We start from the raw sequence: 18,419 nt of genomic DNA, 5'->3' as shown, positions 1-18,419 counted from the left end.
GGACCAAAGTTTTTACCCTTTTTTATTATAAACACGCGTATTATGATTCAGATTCAGCTTAACCGTTGTTGCAGCTACTTGAACCTGCTGCGGATTATTAGCAAAAATCGCGGTTGGTGCAGCCATTAAGTTGATTGCAACTAATAATAGATTTAATTTTCTATTCTTTCTCATTTACTACCTCAAACCACATCTTATAAAATCATTTTATTAGGCAGCCAGTTTAAATTTATTCCGGCAATTTTCTTGCATCAATCATTTCTTTAAAAGTAAATTTGCCGTTGTCATATCCAAAATGCAGAACGCAGCAGTTAGGCATATCGCCCACTTGGGCCGCAATTTCCGTAAAAGACATCCATTTGGCGATAAACGAAATAATTGCCGCACCATGACTGACAATCAACACTTGTTGATGATCCGGCTTGTTCATAATTTCCGTAATTGTTTGGTTCATCCGCTCCGATACATGCAAAGTCGACTCGCCGCCATATGGTACGAGCAAATTGACTTCAGCCGGATCCTTAAAAGTAGCCTTAGGCAGCAGATAATCAGGCTCGGCTTCAAACAAGCCAAAATCAAGTTCCTTAAGTCCCTTTAACCGCTTATATGGCTGCTTGGTCACCAGTTCTAAAGTATCACTGGCCCGCTCTTGCGTTGAAGAATAGGCGTGATCAAAAGTTAATCCTTCAGCTGCAAAGTACTTCCCCACTTTGGCAGCCTCCTTGATACCCTTTTCGGTTAACGGTGAATCGGTCGAGCCTTGGGCCAATCTTTTTTTGTTAAAAATTGTTTCACCATGGCGCATTAAATATAATTCTTTCATTTTTCTACTTTCTTTATATAATAATAATTTTCTATAGCTTTAATTATACAACTATCTTTTAGTAAACAAGGGCAAAATAAAAAGAAAGCTGCTTTTTCAGCCTTCTTAAATTAATTTATTTTTCTTCCACTGCGTAATCAGCAATGTTTAATTCATGTGGAATATCCTGATATTTGCCACTTGCATCCTTAGCAATTTCTGTCAAAATCAGTTTATTTTTCTTCAAATTAAAATTAACCACATACTCAGGATACTTTCCCCCTTCAAAAGCTCTTGATGCAAGATGACCAACACTAAACCCTTCATTCTGAGTCAATTTAGCAAGATTTTTCACCGGTACCTTTTGACCGTTAAGGGCTTTCCCAGCAGCGGTCAACTCTGCATTGGCAAGGTTTACTTCCCCCACACTGCTATCTTCAGCAGCAATAACTTGCTTGGCTGTTGCTAATGCCGAATCATAGTTTGCGCGCAGCGTGCCACCAGATAAAAGATACTTTTCGGATTTTTCTACTGCGGCACCCGCGCTAATTAAGTTTTCTAGGTTCTGCCGATCACTTTTAGTTGCTGTAACCCGCTCTTTTTCTGCATCCTGCGCACTATTAATCGGCTGCAAGTATGGTCCAGAAGCATATTCAACGTCACTAGCTTTAATATAACCGTCAACCACCTGTTTATTAGTATCCTGTGATGAAGCAGTTTCTTTGGTTGGAGTGGGACTGCTCGTTAAATCGTAACTTTGTTTGTCCAACTGATAAAAGAGTTCAGCTTTCTGTTCACTTGGGACCCAGAGATAAACTGCTTCATTAACTTTTGCCATATGATTATTCTTAAGTGAATCAATGTATAGTTCAGGATACAAAGCGGTTCCTTTAGCATTATAAATTTTTGCATTTGTCTTATAACCCACTCTAGTCTCTGATAAATCTTCATATGCGGAAACTTCCAATTTATCGGTTGCACCGTTTGCATTGGCATCACCATCAACATATTCATCTTTACCAGCCAGACGATAATAATCATCCGGATCTTCATTCGTTACATACAAATTGCGGTCAATTTTAAACTTGCTTCCCTTTCGAATAACTTGATCAGTCGGATTAAAGAAATTACCGTCGTCACTATTAGAATAATTAAGCGGTCCACGATAAATTTTTAAATTTTGCGTAGCAGTAACTGTAATTGCTTTATTAGTATACAGACTTATACCATCAATATATTTAACATTACCGGCTTTAATGTAACGATTTTTACCCAGTGAATAATAATCCTGTCCTTTAATCATTCGATAAGGCAGCCAAGCTCTTGTAGCCACATGGACTCCCTCAGCATCTTTAGAAATGCCCCACTCAGCCGTATAATAATCTTTTGCTTCACTAATCGGCGCAACTTTACCTGCGTATTTGACAAAAGCACCTTTAGCAAGTACCTGCGCTTTTTTCCTACCGTTTTTATTATAAACACGTGAATTATGATCAAGCACCAGCTTACCCCGCTGAATATTTTTACCATTAAGGACATTAACATCAGCTAATTTAACATAACCATTATTCCCTACATTTAAATAACGCTCACCTTTAATTGTGCGGTAGCCATAATATTTAAGTGCTTTATCTGTCTGCAGCTCAAGCAAGTCTTTGTTATCAATCTGCGTCGGCAGTTTCCCAAGTTTGCCATATTTTTTATAAATATGGCCATTCTTGTCATAAAGATAAGTTTCGCCCATATTAATTTTAAAAGTACCTTTTTGCGACTTAGCTGCCCGAACTTGAACATTACTTGTCACTAAAAATGAACTTGGTACTGTTAATATTGCTGCTGTTAACAAGGTGAACAATTTTTTATTTCTTTTCATAATAATAGCCTCTTTAAAAGTGAGTTTTATAATTACATTATTAATTATAATTCATTTAAAGTACAAACAATCAACAAATTTTAATTATTAGGCCTAGCCTCCACAAACTTATCAAGTAGAACCATATTCAAAAATAAGGTAACAATGTCAAACAATAAAAACAATCCTAAATCACCTGACAAATTAATTTTGTTATTATAATCTGGCAGATAACGGTAGGGAATATTAAACAGCACGTGTTCAATATTGGCATCAAGATGCGCCAAAATTTGCCAGCCATTAATTACAAGCCAACTAACCACGATAATTAGCAAAAGCCTTGTCAAAAAAATGACTAGCTTTGACGAACCCGCAGGCCAAAAATCAATTAAGGCACGCTGACTAAAATTAAGAAAACTAACAATTAAGTAAACTGCTAATCCCATTAGCAGGAGGACGCATGCCACTTCAACTGCTTTACCAAATTCGCTGCCGCTGAAAATTTTTCCAATAAATTGACCAGTTTCATTCAGCCAATATTTTGAAGCTGGATACAAACAAAAAAGGCCCAGGAAAAATTCAATTACTTCCAAAACATCTAGATAAACGAAAGCGATAAATGAGCTAAAGGTGTTTGCTAAGTAAATATAACGATCCTTTACCGGAACCAGGCGCCAGGTTTGGCTGCGATTGAATTTCTCATTCTGCCAGCAAGTCACCAGCAAATAAATGGCGTTGGAAACAAAGAACAACAGAAAAAAACAAAGTCCAAATGCATTCATCAGCGTGTCGCGCGTAATTTCGGTGCCCCAAACTACAATTATCATTGTTACGAGAACCGCAACTAGTTGCAATAGCCAAACACGGTGAGTTATCCTAGTTTTCTGTCGGAAAAGGACTGCAAACAAATGGCCAAAAATATTCATTACTGTTCCTCTTTCATTATTTCGATAGCTTATAATAAATTGATTATAAAGATTAGAGATACAGAAAAACGAAGCTGCGTACAAATTTTACCGTTAATTAAAGATTCGTTGTAAACAAAAACTGCTCATTTCAACATGAACAGCTCGATTGAACTAATTAAATCAATTTTTCCTTTAAAGCCGCCGTTAGTGTCTGCGAAAAATTGATTCCTTTGCTTTTGCCCAATTTATCCAAATAACTAGGAATCGTTAAGGTCTTTTTGACTAATTTGTTCTCTTCCTTTTCTCTTGCAAGTTCGGTATTTACTTCAATTGGAATTAACAATTCGCCCTTGTCATAATGAATTTCTGTTTGCGTGCTTGCCGTTGGAATTGTTTCGCGATAATCTTCTTTAACCAATAAAACACCGGTTAACGCCTGCTTGGCGGCTGCCAAAGCTTCAGAAAGATTGTTGCCATAGGTAGCCACTTCTGGAGCAAAATCAGGGAAAGAAACTTCGTATTGTCCAGCTTTATTTAACGTGAATATAGCAAAATATAAGTACTTCATTTGACACATCTCCTCTAGTATTAATATTTACTTGTTTTCACAAAAATTATAACACGTATTATTCCACGTGTAAGCATTTTGAGAAAAATAAGGCTTTCCTAAAATTCGGAAAACCTTATTATTAAATCTATTTACTTTTCATCCCGACGCTTTTTTCGCATTCTTTTCGCTTTGCGCACTTCATGGCGTTGCTCAATTTTACGTTTTTGTGCCTTATCCTTTTGAATCGCCTGTTTAATCTTGCGCTTATAACCGGGCTTACGCTTCTTTTTCTCTTTTTTCACGTAACCATTTAACTTGGGATCAATCTTATGGTTAGTCGAAGAACGTTCGCTGCGGCGATGGTAATGGTTACGGGGAACTAATTCACCATTCTTAATCTGCACAAAATCAAAATGAATCCCCATATGCTCTAAGCCAGCAATGCGATTCATTTCTTCTTCACGGATCAAGGTTACAGCGTGGCCCGTTAAGCCATTACGGCCAGTGCGCCCAATTCGGTGGATCACAAATTCCAGATCACGCGGAATCTCATAATTAATCACCAGGCTGACACCGTCAATGTCAAGTCCACGGGCAGCCAAATCCGTTGCCACCACATACTGAAACTGACCCTGAGCAACTTCGCGTAGAGTCCGTTTACGTTCCCGTTCAGTAATGCCGCCGTGAATTTTAGCAACTTTGAGCCCCTGAGATTGCAAATAAGCAGTTAATTCATCAACCCTTTGCTTAGTATTAGCAAAAATCAGGGCGAGATACGGCTGCCCCATCGTCAGCAGCTGATACAAAATGCCCTTGCGGCTCTTGCTCCCGACATCTAACAAATCATTTTTGATGCCAGGCGCAATTACGGCCGGATTATCAATGGTTACCTGCTCAGGCCGTTTCATATATTTTCGCAGGAAATTAGTCAGCTTGACCGGAATCGTTGCGGAAAAAACTGCAAACAAAACATCTTTGGGCATCTTCTGAGCAACATAATCAATGTCAGCCAAAAAACCCATATCCAGTGTCATATCAGCTTCGTCAACGATCAAAACCTGCGCTTGGTCAACCAGCAACAATTTTTTCTGAACAAAATCATGCAGGCGCCCGGGCGTAGCAATCACAAGCTGAGGCTTGTTAGCCGTCAATTTTTGGATCTGCCGCTCCCGATCCGTGCCCCCTGCTAAATGAGCAATTGAAATGTTCAATCCGGATGCATCCCGCAGCTGGCGGGCAACTAAATAGAGCTGCTCGGCCAATTCTCGGCTGGGAGCGGTAATCACAGCCTGGGTGTACTTATGATCAACCGCAATTGCGTTCAGAACCGGTACCAAATAAGCATGCGTTTTTCCAGAACCGGTAACTGCCTGAACAATCGCATTTTTACCGTCAAGCAGCAGGGGAATAACCTCCGCTTGCACTTTGGTTGGTTTAGTAAAATTAATTTTCGCTAGGCCAGCACGTATTTCCGGCCTCAGTTTTTCATCTGTAAAAATATTATTCATGATCCTCGTTATATTTCTTGGTTACCTCAACCAATTCCGCAAAAATTTGCTTAACCTCAGCCATGTCAGCAGCATTCGCACCACTGGCCAATGCATGGCCGCCACCATCATGTTTTGCAGCCAATTCATTAATTACCGGACCCTTGGAGCGGTAATGTACGCGGAAAGTCCCGTCCTCTTTTTCAACAAATACATTCCAAGCAATGACATCTTTGATCCGACCTGGACTGGAAACCGTGCAGGAAGCTTGCTCAGAATTAACCCCCAATTTGTGCAGCGTCTTCTGGGTCAAAATTGCATAAGCAGCACCGCTGGGATCAACTTGCATATATTCCATGACACTGGCTTGCAGCTTGGCCTGTTCAAATGTGACATCGCTAATGTTGCGGGCAATTTCCGTGATATTAATACCGGTTGCCGTCAACTTAGCCACAACATTAAAGGTATGCTCAGTTGTTTCCGGGTACATGAACCGGCCAGTGTCGCCAACAATTCCCGCATACAGCGGATAAGCAACGGCTTTATCCACCGGTAAGTTTTCGGCATATAAAAAGTCGGCAACAATTTGTGATGCCGCCGGAGCCGCGTCATCAACATAACTCATCTCCGCATACGGTTCAACATCCGGATGATGGTCAATTTTAATTAAAAAATCACCGCAATCATAAAGCTTGTTGGCAATTCGCGCTGTGTTGCCGGTGTCTGTCGTAATGACCAAGGCTCCCTGGTAATCGGCCTTGGTTACCGGGTCCATGTGGTTAATCCAGACAAGATCACCCTCATCGTTTTCTCCCGCACACAAAATCTTTTTAGCCGGAAATTTCTTTTTCAGTGACCGCGCTAAGCCGGCCTGAGACCCTAACGCATCGGGATCCGGACTGGTATGCCGGTGCAGGATGATCGTTGGATACTCTTCAATTTTCTTATAAATTTCATCAAACGTGCTCATATTTTTCTCCTTAAAAACATTAATATTCAGTGTACCAGAAAAAACGCTCATTTAGTTCCCCGAAAATAAATCAATTTGGGCATAATCCGTCCGGCTGAAATCCGTCACGGTCACTCCCAGCAGCCTGATCCCCTCATTAAGATAGCCGCTTGAAATCGTCACAAATAAATCTTTGGCAGAAGCATACAACTCATTTTTATCATTAGTCGCCTGTGACAGTTTGCGTCTTTTGGTGACCGTTACAAAATCTAAATTGCGCACCTTAATCACCACAGTATTGGCATAAAAACCTCGTTCACGCATTTCCTCTTCAAGGCGCGCGCAATAATTGCGCATGTTCGTCAGTGCCGTCTGTTCAGAAAAAATGCTGGGCTCATACGTCCGCTCAATGCCGATTGACTTGCGGTTGCGCTCATCATCGGCAACAACCCGCGACAAGTCAATTCCGTTAGCGTGTTCCGCCATCAGATAACCCATTTTATTAAACTGCTTCAGCAGCGTCCGCACCGGAGTTTTTTGTAGGTCGCCACCGGTATAAATGCCCATCTTATGCAGTTTTTCCTGAGTTTTCGGGCCAATGCCATGAAATTGGGCAATTTCCTGCTTAGCTAAAAATCCTTTGGCCTCGCTGGGTAAAATAATGGTTCGGCCAAAAGGTTTGGAATATTCGGAGCCCATTTTTGCCAAAAATTTATTATAGGTGACGCCAAAAGAACTGTTTAGCCCAATTTCTTGGCGAATTTTCGTTTGTAGCCGAACTGCCAGCTGCAGTGCCGACTTTATCCCCAGCTTATTTTCTGTGACATCAAGGTATGCTTCATCCAGCGAAATTGACTGCACCTGATCAGTTATTTCGTGCATCAGCTGGTGAATTTCAGCGGAAACAGCCCGGTATTTGGGAAAGTTGGGTGTGACAAAAACAATTTGGTCACGCGGGATCAGCCGCAGGGCCTTCATCGTCGGCATTGCCGAATGCACCCCGTATTTGCGGGCCACATAATTAGCCGTAGTCACCACCCCGTGACCGTTAGTTTCGCGGGGATCACGTCCAACAATCAGTGCTTTTTTGGCTAAACGCGGATTATCGCGGGTTTCAACTGATGCATAAAACGCATCCATGTCAAGGTGAATAATCCGCCTGTGCGTATCATTGCGCGGCAGCAGGTCGCCTTCTTTTTCATTCATAAATCCAGTGCTCAGTGGCCGACTCAAAAATATGATTAGCGGCTTTTGGTCCCATGCGGTATGGCAGGTATTCACTCATCTGCGGCTGGGCGGACTGGTTATCTTCGGCCCAAACATTTTCAACAGCATCAATAAACTGCCAGTAACGTTTTAGTTCGCTCCAGTGGGTAAAGTTAGTGGAGTCGTTGACAAAAACATCCCGCAGCAAACGCTCATAGCCATCAGGCACCTGGGCCAATTCTTCTTTAGAAAATGAATAAGCAAGTTTTTCTCGCCGGATTCCCGGCTCAGTGATTTTTTTGCCATTAATCGTCAAATAAATGCACATCTGCGGGTCAATTTCAATCGTTAAATTGTTGGAATGAACACTGCCGTATGGATTGGATTGGTGCTTCAACACCACATCAATCCGACTTTTCTTTTCCTTCATTTCCTTGCCCGTGCGGAAATAAAGCGGCACTCCAGCAACAGGACCTTTGGCAAACTTGATTTCACCAGCAACATAGGTTTCAGTAAGCGAATTATCCGCAACATTAGCTTCTTGCCGGTAACCAAACGTGTTATCCGTTCCTAGATACTGACCGCGCACAAAATGCTGCATTACTTCCTCTTTAGTCGGAATAAGCAGGCTATCTAATAATTCCTGCTTGGCAGCATGAATGCTAGCAGCCTCTAAATTTTGGGGCTGGGGCATCGCTAGCAGGGTAATAATCTGAAAGATATGATTTTGCACCATGTCGCGCAACGCACCCGAAGTTTCGTAGTAGCCGCCCCGGGCTTCAACTCCCAGCTGCTCCGACAAGGTTACCTGAATATTCTTGATGGTCGCAGTATTCCAGATGTTTTTAATCAATGGATTGGTAAAGCGCAGCGGCAAAATGTTCTGCACCATTTCTTTGCCTAAGTAATGGTCAATCCGAAAAACATCATCTTCCTTAAATGAGGCATTGATCTGTTTGTTCAGCTTCTCGGCCGAGGCTAAATCGTGTCCAAACGGTTTTTCAACAACAATCCGGTTAAAGCCGGTACTAGTCAGATGCTGGTCATTAATATGCGTGGCAATTGTGCCAAAAAAACGTGGGGCCATCGCCATGTAGAAAATGCGATTACCTTCAGCGCTATAACGGTCATTAAGATCCTGAGCCAATTTTTTCAGCGTTTGGTAATGTTCAACGTTAGTGACATCGTGTGATTGATAGTAAAAATGACTAGCAAAATCATGCACATCATTTTCGTTTACTTCAGCGTGCGTTTCATGGATGGCATCACTGATCTGCTCGCGCAGATAATCATGCGACCATGGCCTTCTGGCTGTGGCAATCACCGCAAAATCGTCATGAATCAGCCCTTGTTCATAAAGATTGAATAATGCAGGATAAAGCTTGCGGTGCGCCAAGTCGCCGCTGCCGCCAAAGATAATCATTACTACCGGAATATTTTTCATAAGGAATTGCCTTTCTAAAATTCGCTACCCATTACTTTTATTTTATAATATTTTGGCAATAAACAGTAGCCGGGTGCATGAAAGAGCAAAAAAATGATCGCAAGCATTTTTAAGCCTGTGACCAATGATTTACTTTTAATAGTGATATTTAAGTTGGATAATTTCAATTTGTTTGCTAGTTACACCATAGACCATCCTGTGTTCTGCATTAATTTTTCGCGACCAAAATCCACTTAGGTCATGTTTCAGCGGTTCCAGATTTCCTAAACCAGAAAAGGGATGCCGCACCGTATCAAGAATTAGTTTATCAATTCTTTTACTGAGCAGCTTATTTTCCCTTTTCCATTCAAGATATTCCTGCCAAGCATTTGCAGAAAACAATACCCCAAGTTTAGTCATTTGCCAAACTCGCAAACTCTTCCGGCGTTAAAATATGATTATTGGAATCATCACGATCAAGCTGTGCAATTGATTCTTTTAATGCCTTGCGATTAGCCTTTGATTTAAGGAAATAATCCGTTTCTTGCCAAGAATTATATTCTTCTTCAGAAATAACGACGACATTTTTATTTTCTGGACGGGTCACGATCACTGTTTCGCCAAAATCAGCGACTTCATCAGCATATTTTTTAAAGTTTTGCCGTAATTCTCTTGTTGTGACTGCCTTGATCGAATTTGTCATGTTAATTCACCTCATTTTACATTTTATCATGTGTACACAAATAAATATACACTTTAGATTTTAAAATCTATTATTACAACAACATTAGTAAATAATTTTTGTTGAGAAAGCAAGTTGACAAAATATAATTTGCAAGCATATACTTTAGCTGATCAAATTTTAACAATTAAGTTTTTTCATAACTTTAAAAATCATAGTGGGAGTCGCAAATGTTTGCTTACAGAAAGATCTTTGTAAAAATTATCTTAATTTAATATCTATCAGCACTCACAAAATAAATAAGCGCATATTTTTTGTCGTATTTTAAGCGACAAAATATTGAATATGAGGCCCCTTTTATGTACTTCCTAATAATGACACCTACCTTCTAAAATTTTTTATTGGTTATTCGATCAGTAATTAATTTAGTGAGGTACAAAACATTGACAATTAAAAAATACCTTTTGCAAAATTGGCAAGGTAACTTATTTGCTGCGGTCTGCGTAATTTTACGCAGCTTATCCGAAGTCCTTGCAGGTTTTGCGTCGGCAAACGCCATTACAAAACTGGTCAGTCATAATCTTCCCGGCTTTGGCAAATGGTTGCTTATTCAAATCATCCTATTATTAATCTTTTGCCTAGGAATTTTCGCTGAATTATATTTCGGCAAAAAAGCCATGCAGAGAATGGACACAATGATCAGAACGGACATTGCAAGCAACATTTCCCAACTGTCTTACAGTGACTTTCACCGAAAAAATCCCGCTGATTTTGAATCTTGGCTTACTAATGACATTCAAATAATTAATCAGCAAGGCTTCCAAAATCTGCTTGATATTATTTCCGGTGTCTCTGGTTTTATTTTCGCCATCTCTGGCCTGATGTATTATCACTATTCACTGGTTATCCTGACACTAATTTTGACAGTAATCATGACAATTCTCCCCAAACTTTTCAATAAAGCCATTGAGCAAAAATCATTGGCACAAAGCAAGGCACTGGAAAGAAGCATGAATCTTTTTACAGATGCCATCAACGGTTTTGATGACTTGCTCCTATTGAATTTGGAAAAACGCATTGTTAAAAAAATTCATCAAGGTTCCAAAGATATTGAACTTTACGCCAATAAATACAATCAAGTTGATGGGTGTATGACAGCGACTATTAACGCTTACAGCACTTTTTGTCAGATTGCAATCATAGGTTTGACCGGAATTTTATATTTGGCAAAACTCGTGCCCGTGGGTTCAATTATGGCGACCCAGACTTGTGCAGGAAGCGTCTTTGCCGGAATAACTGGCATCACAATCAGTTATATTGACTACAAAGCCATCAATCCACTGTTTAAAAAGTTCAATACCATCAAAGTCAAAGACGCCCATAATAATAAAATAGTTGTTTCTTCGTTTAAGCATGACATCCAAATTAAAAATCTGTCTTTTCACTATCTAGAAGGTAGTGACATTCTGAAGGACATTAATTTTACGATTGAAAAGAATAAAAAATATGCTATTATTGGCCCATCTGGTTCAGGGAAAACCACTTTAAGTAAGCTACTCACGGGAAGCATCACTTCATATCGCGGCCAAATTTTATTTGACGGCATTGATTTGCAAAAAATCGCGCCTGAAGCACTCAGAAACCTGATGGTAATAATCAGCCAAAATCCCTTTATTTTTAACGGCACAATTAAAGAAAATATTTTGCTAGGAAGATTTTTCTCTGACAAACGGCTGACACAGGTTATTGAACAGGCTGGGCTCAGCGAATTTATTGCTGCTCTGCCTAATGGCATTGACACAGTTATCAGCAAAAGCGGCAATAATTTGTCGGGTGGACAAAAGCAGCGGATCGCAATGGCCAGAGGGATGATTAGTGGCGCAAATATTATCATTATGGATGAAGGAACTTCGGCTTTAGATAAGAAAAAGGCACGGAAAATTGAAAAAAACTTAGTTAGCAATCCTTCGCTGACTGTTTTGATGATCACCCATCATTTATCTGACTCTACTCGTTCAAAATTAGATGGTATTTTGCAAATATAGATAATCTTTCTATTTATTACTAAACCCCAGCAGTTGGTTAACCAAACTAATCAACTGGTTGGGGCTTTTTTTAGAAAAATTATACAGAATATAAAAACCAGTTACTCACTAATTAAGTAACTGGCTTAAGATAATTGAATTTTTATTTAGTAGTTTCATGAAATAAATCATTGTGGCTACCAATTCTAATCAATCTAATCGCGGGTTCAGTTTTATGCGGCATATAAATGACAAGTACATCAACTTTGCCATCTGCCAAATGAAATTCATAAAAGCCACTGTATTTTTCTTTAAGATGGTTGAGCAAATGCGGTTGATAAGACATATTTACCATGCCAAATATTGTTAATTGTTCAAGTGCCTGACGTAAATCCACAATCAGTTCTGGATGAGTCTTTTTAAGTTTTTGATAATCCTTTTTAAACTACGGCTCTGGTTTCAATTTGTAAGTCATTTGTTCAAAAATTTCATTAATTCATCGACATTATTAAATTCAGGCGTATCATCAGATATTAACCCTAATTCTTTTGCTTCAGCTAAAATCAGGGCCTTTTTAGTTTTCTCAGAAGGTTCCTCTGTTTCTGTAAGAACTTCAAAAGGAACTTTTTTCTGAAGTACCAACTGTTTTGCAGCTAAATTAAAATAGGCGTTGACACTTAACCCAATATTATTTAGTTCTTTAGTCAATTCATCTTTAAGATTGGCATTCATGCGCACCGTAGTTGTACTAATTGCCATAATCATCACTTTCTTTCACTTAATTGACTTCATTATGCCACCTTTTTGCAGTCATAATTATTATAAGTTTTTATAATTTAAGCTTGTTTAAACAATTTCGACATATATTTTTGCCAAATCAAAAAATTTTATCACACTAAGACATGCTTGATCAAATAACTACTAAAAACCAGCTACTTGCAACAGTAGCTGGCCTTAACATTAATTATGACTATTTATTTGGTACAGTAGGAACTTGGACATCTTCTGCCGTATTACTTAGATCCAATTTAGGTCCATCAATATATTTAACATCGGATGCTTTAATAAACAAATTTGTATCATTAGATACTTGATAAAAAGTTACGGTCGTATTAGTATCCGGATCTATCGTGCTTACAGCACGTGATACTGTACAAATATCGCCCTTTTTAAAAATTGTCTTTGTTATTTTACCTGATCTATCATATGTTTTAGCATCATTTATAAAGCCAACTTGCGTATAATCACTAAACCAATGTAATTCTTGTCTTAAATTGACTTTAGTGTAATGTGTACTTATAAATTCATCAGTGTTTTTTATTCTGTAAAAATTCGGTATACCATTGTATACATCGTTCATCGCATCAAAATCATCAATATTGGCTGTTCTGTCGAAAATTAATTTTTTACCAGGTTTTAGGTACTTATCAAGTTGTCTACCATGGCTGTCATAGAGAGCTATTTTGGAGTGTCCACCTGATTCTACTGTTGAGCCATTAATCTCATTAATATAAACAAATTGGCCATTGATTTTTTTAACATTTACTGCCTTAATATAGCCACCATGACCAATACTGTAGTATTCCTTGCCTTTAATAGTCTTATATGGAAGATAAAACCAATTCCATTCATCATCGTGATAAGAATACCGTTTACTGCTTGGATCGGTAAGTGATTGCACCTTGCCAGAATAGGCAATTGCTGCACCTTTTTTCAGTAGCGAACTACCGCCATTGTAACTCCGCAATTTTTGTCCATTTTTATTATAAACGCGGGTACTATGATTCAAAGTCAACGTCCCTTGTTTTTCATTTGTTCGCTGGTCAGTGCTTTGCGCAGCGTAAGTTTGATTACTGTTAGCAACTATCGCTGCCGGAGCAGTCATTATCATTGCTGCTGACAGCATCGTAATTAATTTTTTATTCTTTTTCATCTTTTACCTCAGAGTAAAATTTTAATAACTCCTTAAACTAGAAAATTATTAAATGCAAATATAATTTTTGGAACTAATTCCTAGTTCTTTTGCTTAAAGCAAGGTTTCCTTAGTTTAAAGAATTAAGCTTAGGACCACTAATATATTTAACATCGTTTGCTTTAATGAATAAATTAGTGCTATCAGATATTCGATAGAATGTTTCTGTCTTGTTGTCATCAGGGTCACTCATACTTGTAGCAACGTTTGATATTGAACAAATATCGCCCTTCTTAAAGGTGGTATTTGTTGTTTTACCTAATTTAGTATATGCTTTTGCATCATTTACAAAATAAACTTGTGTATAATCACTAAATACTTGTAGTTTTTGCCTTAAATTTGTTTTAATAGCATACGTATTAACAAATTCATTAGTATCTTTTATTCGATAAAAAGTAGCTGTACCATTTAAGTTATCAATCATTGAATCAAAACTGTCTGCAGTGGCAATTCTATCAATAATTATCTTTTGATTAGATCCCAAATATTTATCTAATTTTTTCCCATGAGAATCATAAAGAGAAATTTTTTGCTTACCAAATTCTTTTGTTACGCCAGCAGCATTATCTACATAAAGAAAGTTTCCATTAATACTGTTTACATTTACAGCCTTAACATAACCTCCATGACCAATACTGTAGTATTCTTGACCTTTGATCGTATTATATGGAAGATAGAACCAATTCCATTCATCATCATGATAAGAATATCGCTTACTGCTTGGATCGGTAATTGATTGCACCTTGCCAGAATAAGCAATTGCCGCACCTTTTTTCAGTAGTGAACTGCCGCCATTGTAACTCCGCAATTTTTGTCCATTTTTATTATAAACGCGGGTACTATGATTCAAGGTCAACGTCCCTTGTTTTTCATTTGTTCGCTGGTCAGTGCTTTGCGCAGCGTAAGTTTGATTACTGTTAGCAACTATCGCTGCCGGAGCAGTCATTATCATTGCTGCTGACAGCATCGTAATTAATTTTTTATTCTTTTTCATTTTTTACCTCAAAAGCATGATTACACTTTTCGTTCTATAAGATAGAGTTTAGTACAAAAGTAGTATTAATTAATATTCAAATTCAAAGCTTTAGAATTTCATTAAAATTAAAAATCAATTATCTTTAACAGCAGATAACTTAACTCAATCAAAGTCTATTTTCTATCTGTTGGTGCTATGAAATAAATGATTTTGATTATTCTAGGTTTTGATTTTAATTTGTGTAAAAAATTATCGAGAATTGCAATATTAAATTGAACACTTTTTAAGCAGAAACTTGGTAAATCCGATCAAGCTCCCGGTCAAAGTTAGTCACACGATTCCTAAAAAATTCTGGGGCAAGTGGTACCAACTCGATTATGGCAAGACCTATTCTATTCAAAAATATACTAAAACAACTGAAGCTTTCTATAGTACTGGTACCAAGCCTTATCCGCATGAGGTAACCGTGAAGAAATACAATTCCAATAAATATTTGATCTATCCAGGTACCAAGACCCCAACTTACAAACAATACCTGTCTCTTACTCATCTTACTTACAAAGGCAAGACTTATCGGGCCTTAATCTTTAATAATAAGAAAGACAAGATTAAGGCTTACTACTTTAACCATAAGCTTCCAGTACATTATTCTGAAAAACTTCATGAATTCTATAAATAATTTACAGCAAGAGAGGCTAAAATATCGTGATCTAAGGTTGGAACCTCAAGCATCTTGACTAATTATTGCTATGCTGAGCTCACTATATTAAAGTGTCTGGGGAAAAAACTCTAATTTTTATAGATATGCTTTAAACGCATCCATAAAAATCGAATGCTGCCAGAATCATTCCGGTTTAAAACATTAAATAAGTTATTCATACACTTAACTTGGATTAGAAAGTGTCTGGGAAAAAACTCTAATTTTTATAGATATGCTTTAAACACATCTATAAAAATCGAATATTGCTGGAATTATTTTTAACTTAGATAAGTTTTTTGCAGCATAATCCGATTAATTATTTATATCCAAAAAGGAACGTTAATATTAAAAACTAACGTTCCTTTTCGTATCTAGTTTTTTCCCAGACACTTTTATTCAAAGCTTGATAAAATTCCTTAAATTCATTATGTCTATCAAGTCGAGTATAACTCTTAAATTTTTATTTTTTCATATTTTAAGTATAGCAAGAATAAATTTAAAATCAATATTTGCTATATCTATATTTAAACTAAAAACCAGCTACCTACAACAGCAACTGGTTTTAACATTAATTATGACTATTTATTTGGTACAGTAGGAGCTTGCACATCTTCCGCCGTATTACTTGGCATTAGCTGTGGTCCATATGCGTATTTAGCTTCAGTTGCTTTAACAAACAAATCTGTTTTAAATTCATGAGACAAATCATCAGCTTGAAGTTGATAAAACAGTTCAGCTTTATGCTCTTCTGGCACCCAAAGATAAATTTCCTTAGAGACTATTTCAATTCGACCTTTACCAATCTGGGCCGTAGTCGGAGCATCTACTTTTGTTTGTGACTGATTACCAAGAATTATCCCTTGATTGCCAGTATTAGTCGTACGGACCACTTTTTCACCCTTGCTTGTATATAAATCTACTGCATTGGTGAATACAACATTCATATAATTGCTATAAGGCAGCAATAATTGCCGGCCCTGAACAACGTCTGCAGTATCTAGCCCGACAAAATTATCTGTCCCCTTAATTCTAAAATATGAGGTATCACCGTCATCATCAGCATATCTACCATTTAATCCTCCATTGTCAGTACTTCTGTCTAAAGTTAATGGGCGGCCTAAAGTAACTTTTCTACCAGTTGTTTTGCCATCTTTATCTAAAATCTGTACTTCAGAGTATTCCTTCGGAAGTCTTGGAAGTTTTAGATAGCTAGCATAAAGATAACAGCCATTAATTTGTTCAACATTAGCCGCTTTTACATAGCCCCCATGACCAATACTGTAATATTCCTGTCCCTTAATCATCTTATATGGTAAGTAATACCAATCCCAGTTATCGTCATGGTATGAAAACCGCTTGGTGCTCGGATCAGAAATTGGCTGCACAGTACTTGCATAAGTAACTGCCGTGTTCTTTTTCAGTAGCGAGCTGCCGCCACGGTAACTCCACAGCTTTTGCCCTTTCTTGTTGTAAATACGGGTATTGTGATTCAAAGTCAGTTTGCCCTGTTTTTCATTTGCTTGTTGGTCAGTTTGCGCTGCGTGAGCCTGGTTACCAGTGGCAGCTGCTGTTGTTGGCGCAGTCAGTAGCAGTACAGCTGACAACATTGTAATTATTTTTTTATTCTTTTTCATTTTGCACCTCATAGTTTATAGTTAGGATTTTTTTATCCTATAAGCTATACAGTAACATAAAATTTACTCTTGCTTAACAGGCAGTTTAAAACTTTAACATTTCGTTCCAAATAAAAAGTAGAAAAAGTGCAGCTTATTAATCAACGCAAAAAAATACCGGTGAAAAATAATATTTTCACCAGCATTAATTTTTTTCAATTTTTATTGTTCTTGCTTATTAGCCTCGGCATCCTTTGCCGTATTACTTGGCTTTACCTTCGGTCCATAAGCATACTTAACATCTGCAGCCTTAACAAATAGTTCAGATGCATCTTCCGCGTAAATACTCTTATTTTGCAATTCATAGAATAGTTCAGCCTTTTGGTCTTCAGGCACCCAAATGTAAAGTGCATTAGCAACTGGCTGCAAATCGCCCTTCACCAGTTTGCGAGCAAAAGATGATTGGGCATTTGCTTTGTCTTCATTGCCCAAATCGATTTCTTTAGAAGGATCAACATGATGGATAACTTTTTCACCCTTATCGGTGTAAAGGTATGCATCGTTCAGCAAGTAAACATCCATATAATTACTCATTGGCAGCAAAAGCTGCTTGCCCGGATTGGCATCAAGGTCAATAAATTGATTGGTGCCCTTGAGGCGGTAATTCAGCCCATCATCGTCACCATCAATACTATGACCATAAAGATCCACGTCATTAGCAGACCGATCCAAAATCACCCGCTGTCCCGGCTTGAGTACCCTTTTCCTATTTTTTTCTTTACTGTCAAAGACCTGAATACCGCCGCGAAATTCAGAACCTACCTGATATTTAACCCGGTTGGTATAAAGATAGTGCCCATCAATTTGCTGCACCTTGCTTGCCCTAATGTAGCCGCCATCAGCGATCGCATAGTATTTTTTACCATTAAAAATTGTAAAAGGCAGGTAATACCATTTCCATTGGCTATCATGGAAGGAATAACGCTTATTGTACGGATTCTTGATTGCTTTAATCCGTTTAACATGCTTGACCGATGTCCCCGCTTTCAATTCGGCGCTGCCGCCTGCATAAGTAGTTAAACGATTACCATTTTTATCATAAACATTTGCATCATGACTTAAAATTAATGTGCCCTGACCAGTCTTTGGCGTTTGCGTAGTAGTTTCCGCCTGCACCTGACTAATATTAATTACCGGTGCAATGACTAGTAAAGCCGCTATCAACATGATACTTATTCTACTTTTTTTCATGACATTCACCTCAAAAGTAATTTC

General features: G+C 38.1%; 18 protein-coding genes and 1 pseudogene. 2 read left to right on the top strand and 17 right to left on the bottom strand.

Annotated features, from left to right (window positions below; all coding sequences use genetic code 11):
* Positions 1-12: 12 nt before the first annotated feature.
* The 11 genes from PT285_RS03275 to PT285_RS03225 all read right to left on the bottom strand — a co-directional run bounded on the left by PT285_RS03275 (position 13) and on the right by PT285_RS03225 (position 9,880).
* A complete protein-coding gene (locus PT285_RS03275; protein WP_277147795.1) occupies positions 13-174 on the bottom strand; it encodes a hypothetical protein in 162 nt (53 codons plus the stop codon).
* 55 nt (positions 175-229) lie between these two features.
* Positions 230-823 carry a histidine phosphatase family protein gene (locus PT285_RS03270; RefSeq protein ID WP_277147793.1) on the bottom strand — a complete coding sequence of 198 codons (594 nt, stop codon included), beginning with the start codon at positions 821-823 and terminating at the stop codon, positions 230-232.
* 115 nt (positions 824-938) lie between these two features.
* Positions 939-2,675: an SLAP domain-containing protein gene (locus tag PT285_RS03265; protein WP_277147791.1), complete on the bottom strand. Its 1,737-nt coding sequence runs from the start codon at positions 2,673-2,675 to the stop codon at positions 939-941.
* An 80-nt stretch (positions 2,676-2,755) separates the two neighbouring features.
* Positions 2,756-3,580: a hypothetical protein gene (locus PT285_RS03260; RefSeq protein ID WP_277147789.1), complete on the bottom strand. Its 825-nt coding sequence runs from the start codon at positions 3,578-3,580 to the stop codon at positions 2,756-2,758.
* A gap of 157 nt (positions 3,581-3,737) precedes the next feature.
* Entirely contained in the window at positions 3,738-4,130 is a 393-nt protein-coding gene (locus PT285_RS03255) for a type II toxin-antitoxin system HicB family antitoxin (RefSeq protein WP_277147787.1), read from the bottom strand.
* A gap of 131 nt (positions 4,131-4,261) precedes the next feature.
* On the bottom strand, positions 4,262-5,620 hold the full coding sequence (locus PT285_RS03250; RefSeq protein WP_277147785.1) for a DEAD/DEAH box helicase: 1,359 nt from the start codon (positions 5,618-5,620) through the stop codon (positions 4,262-4,264).
* Positions 5,613-6,569 (bottom strand): bifunctional oligoribonuclease/PAP phosphatase NrnA, encoded by a 957-nt coding sequence (locus PT285_RS03245; protein ID WP_277150592.1) that lies wholly within the window; start codon positions 6,567-6,569, stop codon positions 5,613-5,615. Before PT285_RS03245 ends, PT285_RS03250 begins: the two co-directional genes overlap by 8 nt.
* 51 nt (positions 6,570-6,620) lie before the next feature.
* Positions 6,621-7,754, bottom strand: a complete 1,134-nt coding sequence (gene dinB / locus PT285_RS03240; protein ID WP_277147783.1) for a DNA polymerase IV — start codon at positions 7,752-7,754, stop codon at positions 6,621-6,623.
* Positions 7,747-9,198 (bottom strand): glucose-6-phosphate dehydrogenase, encoded by a 1,452-nt coding sequence (zwf, locus tag PT285_RS03235; protein ID WP_277147781.1) that lies wholly within the window; start codon positions 9,196-9,198, stop codon positions 7,747-7,749. The genes dinB and zwf overlap by 8 nt, the downstream gene beginning before the upstream one ends.
* A gap of 135 nt (positions 9,199-9,333) precedes the next feature.
* A complete protein-coding gene (locus PT285_RS03230; protein WP_277147779.1) occupies positions 9,334-9,597 on the bottom strand; it encodes a Txe/YoeB family addiction module toxin in 264 nt (87 codons plus the stop codon).
* Positions 9,590-9,880, bottom strand: a complete 291-nt coding sequence (locus tag PT285_RS03225; RefSeq protein ID WP_277147777.1) for a type II toxin-antitoxin system Phd/YefM family antitoxin — start codon at positions 9,878-9,880, stop codon at positions 9,590-9,592. Before PT285_RS03225 ends, PT285_RS03230 begins: the two co-directional genes overlap by 8 nt.
* Positions 9,881-10,302: 422 nt before the next feature.
* Here PT285_RS03225 and PT285_RS03220 point away from each other — a divergent pair, with 422 nt between their 5' ends.
* The gene (locus tag PT285_RS03220) at positions 10,303-11,904 is read left to right on the top strand and encodes an ABC transporter ATP-binding protein (protein ID WP_277147775.1); all 1,602 of its coding nucleotides are present in this window, start codon (positions 10,303-10,305) and stop codon (positions 11,902-11,904) included.
* A 142-nt stretch (positions 11,905-12,046) separates the two neighbouring features.
* Here PT285_RS03220 and PT285_RS03215 read toward each other — a convergent pair.
* The 4 genes and pseudogenes from PT285_RS03215 to PT285_RS03200 form a co-directional block, all read right to left on the bottom strand.
* Positions 12,047-12,316, bottom strand: a pseudogene (locus PT285_RS03215) (type II toxin-antitoxin system YafQ family toxin); the annotation flags it as partial.
* Between the two features lie 38 nt (positions 12,317-12,354).
* Complete coding sequence (locus tag PT285_RS03210) at positions 12,355-12,642, bottom strand: damage-inducible protein J (RefSeq protein ID WP_277147773.1); 288 nt, start codon at positions 12,640-12,642, stop codon at positions 12,355-12,357.
* 211 nt (positions 12,643-12,853) lie between these two features.
* The gene (locus tag PT285_RS03205; protein WP_277147771.1) at positions 12,854-13,816 is read right to left on the bottom strand and encodes an SLAP domain-containing protein; all 963 of its coding nucleotides are present in this window, start codon (positions 13,814-13,816) and stop codon (positions 12,854-12,856) included.
* Between the two features lie 109 nt (positions 13,817-13,925).
* Positions 13,926-14,849: an SLAP domain-containing protein gene (locus tag PT285_RS03200; RefSeq protein ID WP_277147769.1), complete on the bottom strand. Its 924-nt coding sequence runs from the start codon at positions 14,847-14,849 to the stop codon at positions 13,926-13,928.
* A gap of 277 nt (positions 14,850-15,126) precedes the next feature.
* Here PT285_RS03200 and PT285_RS03195 point away from each other — a divergent pair, with 277 nt between their 5' ends.
* Positions 15,127-15,510 carry a hypothetical protein gene (locus tag PT285_RS03195; RefSeq protein WP_277147767.1) on the top strand — a complete coding sequence of 128 codons (384 nt, stop codon included), beginning with the start codon at positions 15,127-15,129 and terminating at the stop codon, positions 15,508-15,510.
* 599 nt (positions 15,511-16,109) lie between these two features.
* Here PT285_RS03195 and PT285_RS03190 read toward each other — a convergent pair.
* Positions 16,110-17,165, bottom strand: coding sequence for an SLAP domain-containing protein (locus PT285_RS03190; RefSeq protein ID WP_277147765.1), 1,056 nt, complete (start codon positions 17,163-17,165; stop codon positions 16,110-16,112).
* 201 nt (positions 17,166-17,366) lie between these two features.
* Complete coding sequence (locus PT285_RS03185) at positions 17,367-18,395, bottom strand: SLAP domain-containing protein (RefSeq protein ID WP_277147763.1); 1,029 nt, start codon at positions 18,393-18,395, stop codon at positions 17,367-17,369.
* Positions 18,396-18,419 lie beyond the last annotated feature (24 nt).

It is taken from the genome of Lactobacillus sp. ESL0791, assembly GCF_029433255.1.
Classification (GTDB): Bacteria; Bacillota; Bacilli; order Lactobacillales; family Lactobacillaceae; genus Lactobacillus.
This window is presented reverse-complemented; position numbering and strand designations above follow the sequence as displayed.

Bases quoted from the DNA above. Each gene is read 5' to 3' on its own strand.
- PT285_RS03205 (WP_277147771.1), bottom strand. From the start codon at position 13,816: ATGAAAAAGAATAAAAAATTAATTACGATGCTGTCAGCAGCAATGATA.
- PT285_RS03225 (WP_277147777.1), bottom strand. From the start codon at position 9,880: ATGACAAATTCGATCAAGGCAGTCACAACAAGAGAATTACGGCAAAAC.
- zwf (WP_277147781.1), bottom strand. From the start codon at position 9,198: ATGAAAAATATTCCGGTAGTAATGATTATCTTTGGCGGCAGCGGCGAC.
- PT285_RS03230 (WP_277147779.1), bottom strand. From the start codon at position 9,597: ATGACTAAACTTGGGGTATTGTTTTCTGCAAATGCTTGGCAGGAATAT.
- PT285_RS03255 (WP_277147787.1), bottom strand. From the start codon at position 4,130: ATGAAGTACTTATATTTTGCTATATTCACGTTAAATAAAGCTGGACAA.
- PT285_RS03265 (WP_277147791.1), bottom strand. From the start codon at position 2,675: ATGAAAAGAAATAAAAAATTGTTCACCTTGTTAACAGCAGCAATATTA.
- dinB (WP_277147783.1), bottom strand. From the start codon at position 7,754: ATGAATGAAAAAGAAGGCGACCTGCTGCCGCGCAATGATACGCACAGG.
- PT285_RS03245 (WP_277150592.1), bottom strand. From the start codon at position 6,569: ATGAGCACGTTTGATGAAATTTATAAGAAAATTGAAGAGTATCCAACG.
- PT285_RS03270 (WP_277147793.1), bottom strand. From the start codon at position 823: ATGAAAGAATTATATTTAATGCGCCATGGTGAAACAATTTTTAACAAA.
- PT285_RS03250 (WP_277147785.1), bottom strand. From the start codon at position 5,620: ATGAATAATATTTTTACAGATGAAAAACTGAGGCCGGAAATACGTGCT.
- PT285_RS03200 (WP_277147769.1), bottom strand. From the start codon at position 14,849: ATGAAAAAGAATAAAAAATTAATTACGATGCTGTCAGCAGCAATGATA.
- PT285_RS03275 (WP_277147795.1), bottom strand. From the start codon at position 174: ATGAGAAAGAATAGAAAATTAAATCTATTATTAGTTGCAATCAACTTA.
- PT285_RS03185 (WP_277147763.1), bottom strand. From the start codon at position 18,395: ATGAAAAAAAGTAGAATAAGTATCATGTTGATAGCGGCTTTACTAGTC.
- PT285_RS03210 (WP_277147773.1), bottom strand. From the start codon at position 12,642: ATGGCAATTAGTACAACTACGGTGCGCATGAATGCCAATCTTAAAGAT.
- PT285_RS03190 (WP_277147765.1), bottom strand. From the start codon at position 17,165: ATGAAAAAGAATAAAAAAATAATTACAATGTTGTCAGCTGTACTGCTA.
- PT285_RS03260 (WP_277147789.1), bottom strand. From the start codon at position 3,580: ATGAATATTTTTGGCCATTTGTTTGCAGTCCTTTTCCGACAGAAAACT.